Source organism: Methylomonas rivi (assembly GCF_024505165.1).
Taxonomy (GTDB): Bacteria; Pseudomonadota; Gammaproteobacteria; order Methylococcales; family Methylomonadaceae; genus Methylomonas; species Methylomonas rivi.
In genome coordinates this window covers 1-5,894 of record NZ_JANIBK010000191.1, presented here as the reverse complement: position 1 = coordinate 5,894, position 5,894 = coordinate 1, and the positions used below count along the sequence as shown (strand labels likewise).

General features: G+C 49.9%; 4 protein-coding genes. 1 reads left to right on the top strand and 3 read right to left on the bottom strand.

The window, feature by feature from the left end:
* Nucleotides 1-592: 592 nt before the first annotated feature.
* Complete coding sequence (locus NP596_RS19415; RefSeq protein ID WP_256617054.1) at nt 593-1,798, bottom strand: cyclic di-GMP phosphodiesterase; 1,206 nt, start codon at nt 1,796-1,798, stop codon at nt 593-595.
* A 258-nt stretch (nt 1,799-2,056) separates the two neighbouring features.
* On the opposite strand from NP596_RS19415, the gene lexA reads away from it, so the two are divergent.
* The gene (gene lexA / locus NP596_RS19410) at nt 2,057-2,686 is read left to right on the top strand and encodes a transcriptional repressor LexA (protein ID WP_256617053.1); all 630 of its coding nucleotides are present in this window, start codon (nt 2,057-2,059) and stop codon (nt 2,684-2,686) included.
* Nucleotides 2,687-2,694: 8 nt separating this feature from the next.
* Here the strand turns inward: lexA and NP596_RS19405 are convergent, their stop codons facing one another.
* Both NP596_RS19405 and NP596_RS19400 read right to left on the bottom strand, forming a co-directional pair.
* The gene (locus NP596_RS19405; protein ID WP_256617052.1) at nt 2,695-3,885 is read right to left on the bottom strand and encodes a BaiN/RdsA family NAD(P)/FAD-dependent oxidoreductase; all 1,191 of its coding nucleotides are present in this window, start codon (nt 3,883-3,885) and stop codon (nt 2,695-2,697) included.
* A 36-nt stretch (nt 3,886-3,921) separates the two neighbouring features.
* Nucleotides 3,922-5,511: a HAMP domain-containing protein gene (locus tag NP596_RS19400; protein ID WP_256617051.1), complete on the bottom strand. Its 1,590-nt coding sequence runs from the start codon at nt 5,509-5,511 to the stop codon at nt 3,922-3,924.
* Between the last annotated feature and the right edge of the window lie 383 nt (nt 5,512-5,894).

The window sequence follows — 5,894 nt, the reverse complement described above, 5'->3', positions numbered from 1 at the left end:
TAGGCGCGGGCGCATGGAGGCGCTCCGGCGTAGCGCCGCAGGCCGCGAAAACGGCCGCCATTGCAATGACGGATAAGCGCGGCGATTTGTTCAATAGACGTTCAAACATAAGACGAAAGATGCGTGTTGCCAACGGCTGTCATTGTAATGGATAAGACTGATTTTGCAGTCGGGCTTAAAACGCCTTCGGCAAGTCGTGGCGACCAATACACCGGCCGGCACCGTTCATACAGATCATCGCCACCAAGCCGGAGGGTAGGCCGTGCGGTAGATTCATTGACGCCAATCATTTGTCTTGCCTCGGATTCGAGATTCGGGATACGCAGCGTTTTCCTTATTGAGCTTGCCAATGTTGCGCCGGATTACCTTCTACCGGGGCGAATGTCCGGTTAGATTATGGCCATAAATAACTGCCGGGAATTCGGATTATTCCTTATCGCTCGTCGGTAAGCCCCTCTTTGATAAATAGGGTGTCGCAAAAGCCTCTCAAAATACGCGTTGTTTGTAACGAAATCCCGAGGGATCGATAACGACAATTTGCCCGCTCAAAAAGTCGGCATTACTACCCGCATAATCGTATCGGAACAGGCGGTTAAATATACCGCCCCGGATCGATCCCCCAGCGCGACGGCACTTCAAACGAAGTTATGCGGTCATGGCAGCCGGGTTTCGATAAATCGAAATCGCGCGGCGGCATGAAAACGCGGGACTGGCTGTTGAACACCGCCCTGACCTTGGGATGCAGCAAATTTTCGTGGTGCTGCTCGACGACGACTGCCAGATAGCCGCTTTCCAGCCGCACCAGCGTGCCGACGGGATAAATGCCTATGCACCGGATAAATTGGTGTACCAACGTCACATTGAAATGGTGGCCGCTCCACTCCAGCAATTTTCTCAACACCTCCGTGGGCTCCCTGCCCGTATGATAGATACGGGTTGAGGTTAGCGCGTCGTACACGTCCACCACCGACGCCATTTGCCCATAGAGACTGATCCGGTCGCCCTTGAGTCCGAGCGGATAACCGCTGCCGTCGTAGCATTCGTGATGTTCGGCGGCGACGCTCAGCGCGATGGGCGAAATTCCCGGTGACTTTTGCAATACCAAACTGCCATAGCGGACATGCTGCTTCATGATCTCGAATTCGGCTTCCGTGAGTTTGCCGGGCTTGTTCAGGATGGCATTCGGCACCTGCATTTTGCCGATGTCGTGCATTAATCCGCCCAGGCCGACCAGTTCGATGGTTTTGCGGTCAATACCCAGTGCCCGGCAGAAGCCGATCAACAGCGTACCGACCGCTACCGAATGCTGAAAGGTGTATTTGTCGGCTTGCTTGATTCTGAGCAGACTGACGATGGCGTCCGGGTTGCGGAAAATCGAATCGGCGATGCCGGATACCACCGGTTCCACCAGTTCCAATTCAACCTGCTTACCCAAGCGGCAATCCTGCAACACGTTATGCACGATACGGTTGGCTTCGCGGCAGAGATGCCGGGCTTGTACCCGTTCTTGCTCTACGCTAACCGGAGGCGGCTCGCGCCTGAGATTTTGACCCAAGCGTTGCATGCGGTTATCAAGTTGCCTATGCACTTCTTCGGCACTGGGCGCTTCCGGCATATCCGGCCCGCGCTCGGTGTCGATATAGACTTGGCGAATGCCGTATTCCGCGATTCTCTCGATGTCGATCTCGGACTCGACCAAAAAACGGTTACGCAAGAACGGATGATCCAACCAAGGACAATTAATGTCATGGATAAACATTTTGGGCTTAAGGTCGGTGACATCGATTTTTTTAATCATCGCTCGGTTTGCCGCTGGGAATTTCGCCGCGATTATTCGCGCGCCACGTAGCCTAATTTACTTTAGCTTTGGCAGCATCGGCAAAGCATTTGCAATAACCCATGCCATAACCGGTTCGGTCGTCAAAGGTGGGTTGAACCTATCGATTAGACTCGCGAGGGTTGCCCGGAAAAACAGGCGCACAGAATTGTTCTGCTATTGTTCTGTGACATAACTTATGTTAACTTTAAGAGAACAATTCAAAAACAATTAGACCTAATGGACAATCTTACCCGCAAGCAACGCGAGATCATCGATTTTTTACTGCAAAATCAACACAATTTTGCGCCGCCGCTTTCCTTGGATAAGTTGTGCGCGGCATTGGGCTTGAAATCCCGCGGTTCGTTACATCGTATTATTCAGGACTTGGTGGAAGCCGGCTTCATTGAGCCGATGGACAGAAAACATCGCGGCGTGCGCCTGAGCGATAAAGCCAGACAAATGGCGCAGCCCGATAGCGGCAATGCCGATCTCTTGCGCTATGTCGGCGTCATTGCCGCCGGCAAACCGATTGAAGCCATTGAAAACCAGGAATATATGACCGTTCCCAGCCAAATCAAAACCGCTAACCCCTGCTATGTACTGCGGGTAAAAGGGGATTCGATGATGGAAGAAGGCATTTACGACGGCGACTGGGTCATTATCGAACAACGTTGCCATGCCCGTAACGGCGAAATTGTGGTGGCGTTGGTGGACAAAACCGAAGCCACCTTAAAGTTCATCGAGCAATATCCGCACGAAACCTTGCTGATCCCCGCCAATTCCGGCATGCAGGCCATGCGTTATCAGCCGGCCCAGGTGGAAATTCAGGGGGTGCTGGTCGGGCAAATGCGCAGTTACCGGCATTAAGGCCGCATTCAGACATATTGCCCGGCGCACCAGCCGGATGACCACGCCCATTGGAAGTTATATCCGCCCAACCAGCCAGTTACATCCACCACTTCGCCGATAAAGTACAAACCCGGCACCCGCAGGCATTCCATGGTTTTCGACGATAACGCATCGCAATCGACTCCGCCCAATGTCACTTCGGCGGTGCGGTAACCTTCGCTGCCGTTCGGTTTGATATGCCAAGCCTGGATATGATCGGCCACCTGCTGCAATTGCTTGTCGGAACAATCGACCAAACTGCATTCCAGTAGCGGCTCGGGTAACAGCGCTTGCAGCAGGCGCTTGGGCAGATGCTCGGCCAGCCAGGTTTTAAGTTTCAGCTTATTGCCCTGGCCGCGCTGCTGTTTCAATAATTTGAATAATTGTATATCGGGCAAACAGTTAATCCGCAAAGGTTCTCCAGGCTGCCAATATGAGGAAATTTGCAAAATAGCGGGACCGCTGAGTCCTCTATGGGTAAATAACAAATTCTCCTTAAAGCAGCGATTTTGAAAGCTTACTTCGCAGGGCACGGCAATACCGGTCAAGGCGGAAAACACGTCCTTATCGACGGGTTGCAAGGTCAATGGCACCAAGCCGGCATGCGTCGGCCAAACCTTAATACCGAATTGCTCCGCCACTTGATACCCGAACGGCGTAGCGCCCATTTTAGGGATGGACAAACCGCCGGTCGCCACCACCAGCGATTGGCAACGCATGTTCCCTTGCGAAGTTTGTAAGCGAAACCCGCCACCCGCCGCACGGGATACTTGTTGAATAGTACAGGGTATTTTGAGTTCCACACCCTGTTGCCGGCCTTCGGCCAGCAGCATGTCCAGTATGTCTTTCGCACTGTTGTCGCAAAACAATTGCCCGTGCAGCCGTTCATGAAATGGAATTTTATAGCGTTGCACCAATGCCAGAAAATCCCATTGGTTGAAACGCTTCAGGGCCGATTTACAAAAATGCGGATTATGGGAAATATAATGCTCCGGCTCCACCGTGTAATTGGTAAAGTTACAGCGGCCGCCGCCGGACATCAGAATTTTTTTACCCGGCCGGTTTGCGTGGTCGAGCACGCGTACGCTACGGCCTCTTTTTGCCGCTTCTATTGCGCACATCAAACCCGACGCCCCGGCGCCGATCACCAGTACATCGACCGACTCGGTTTCAGACATATAAACAAGCCAAATAGAATGAACGCGCCCAATTCGTCATAAAATCGGCCTGGTTTTAACGATAGGCCTACTTTTTAATTCGATAACAAAATTAGCGCCCTCGCCATCGTTAAATGCATGCAAGGAGCCCTCCATATTATTCTCGATAATAATTTTCGACATATAAAGGCCGATACCGGTACCTTTACCTTGATCCTTGGTCGTAAAATAAGGATCGTAAATTTTATCGAAAACAGACTCGGGTATACCGCCCGCATTATCCTTTACAATAACAACGGTTACTTCATTATTTTTTTTATACGCGGAAATATCAATAACCGGTTGTAACGGTTTATTTTCAACCAAAACATCCTTGGCATTATTGATTAAATTTAAAATAACCTGGGAGAATTCGCCTTCCAAGCCGTTAATAACCAGATCGTCAACGCATTGTATATTCAGCTGAATATTATGGTTTTTTAACTGAGCCTCCAGCAACTCGCAGGTGGATTGAATCATTTGTTTAACATTAAACGGCTCGACCTGTTTATTAGGCTTGAAAAAATTCCTGAAGTCGTCAATGGTGGTGGACATCTTGTGAACCAGCCGATCCGATTTCTCCATGCTTGACCGCATGAAGTCGTCATCCAACTTTCCCAATTTATATCTTAATTGCAGATTTTGCAGCACCAAGCCCAATGCATTTAAAGGCTGGCGCCATTGATGAGCGATTGCACCTATCATCTCGCCCATGGCGGCGGAACGGGATTGGTGGATCAATAAGGCTTCCTGCCTTTTGCTTTTCGCCACTTCCTCTTTAATTTTTTTATCCAGATCCACGTTCAAATCCGCCAGCTCTTGCGTCCTTTTGCTCACTTTGCTTTCCAACTCCTGATTGTAATGCTCAAGATATTGATTGGACAGCATCAGGGAATCAATCATCTTATTAAAACTATCCGAGAGCGCGCCTATCTCATCGTTTCGCTTGATGGCGGATCTAACCGTTAAATCGCCGGCGGCGACTTGCGTGGCCAATTGACTGATTGCGGAGACGGGAGTGGATATCCAACGCGCGAAGAAATAACCTGCAATTATAATTAAAACCAGGGATGCGCTAATAATATAAATAATACGATAATACATATCGTGAATATATGCATCGTATTCTGATGTTGAAAAACCGATGTGCAGCCACCCCCACTCTATACCCGAAAATCCGATGGGATAAACAAAATGATACACGTTTTTTATATTATCGAAGTCCGTCACATTAAAACTAATATAATCCGATTCAAGGGCCGCTATTTTATCATCGAGCCTATTCAGCATGTGCCAACTTCGCTGATTAACAAATATTTTATCGCCTTGTTTAGGCGAAATAATAATGTAATGAATGCTAGCGTTGTTTTTTAACACCTCCACGTTGTGTTCCACGATGAATCCGAAATCCTTACTGATGATCGCATCGGACGTAGCCTGAACGATGGATTTGGACACCGTTTCCGCTTGCGCATACATGATTTTCTGCAATGCCGTTTTCTGCATCGGTATCACCATAAAGGCAAAAAACACAGTAATAGCCAAAACGAAAAAAGCAAAGAACAGGAAAACGCGTAAAAAAATCGTACGCCTAGGCTTAATCGGCATAATCGGCCACTAGCCTGAAATTTTTTATATTCGGCATATCTTTAAAAAATAAAACCCTCGATTACATATTACAGGTATATCCAATACTTCGTCATGCAGACGGAGAATAGCCGGCCCGTCATCTCGCGGGCGGCGGCGGGGGCGTGCCCGGAGGCGGCGGCGGAATAGGCGCGTTCGATCTTGCCGCCGGTATTCGATAGACATCGCTAAACTGGCCGGATACCGGCACACGGTGGCCTTTGCCGTACATGCATTGGATATAGGCATTATCGTATCCTTCCTGGGTGGCATAGGCGGCGCCCCTACTCTCGCCCACGCCAACCATGCTACCGGCAACCAACCCGGTTCCGGCCCCTATCGCCGCACCGCCGCCTCCGCCCAAG

Coding starts and splice junctions, on each gene's coding strand:
- NP596_RS19415 (WP_256617054.1), bottom strand. CDS start 1,798: ATGATTAAAAAAATCGATGTCACCGACCTTAAGCCCAAAATGTTTATC.
- lexA (WP_256617053.1), top strand. CDS start 2,057: ATGGACAATCTTACCCGCAAGCAACGCGAGATCATCGATTTTTTACTG.
- NP596_RS19405 (WP_256617052.1), bottom strand. CDS start 3,885: ATGTCTGAAACCGAGTCGGTCGATGTACTGGTGATCGGCGCCGGGGCG.
- NP596_RS19400 (WP_256617051.1), bottom strand. CDS start 5,511: ATGCCGATTAAGCCTAGGCGTACGATTTTTTTACGCGTTTTCCTGTTC.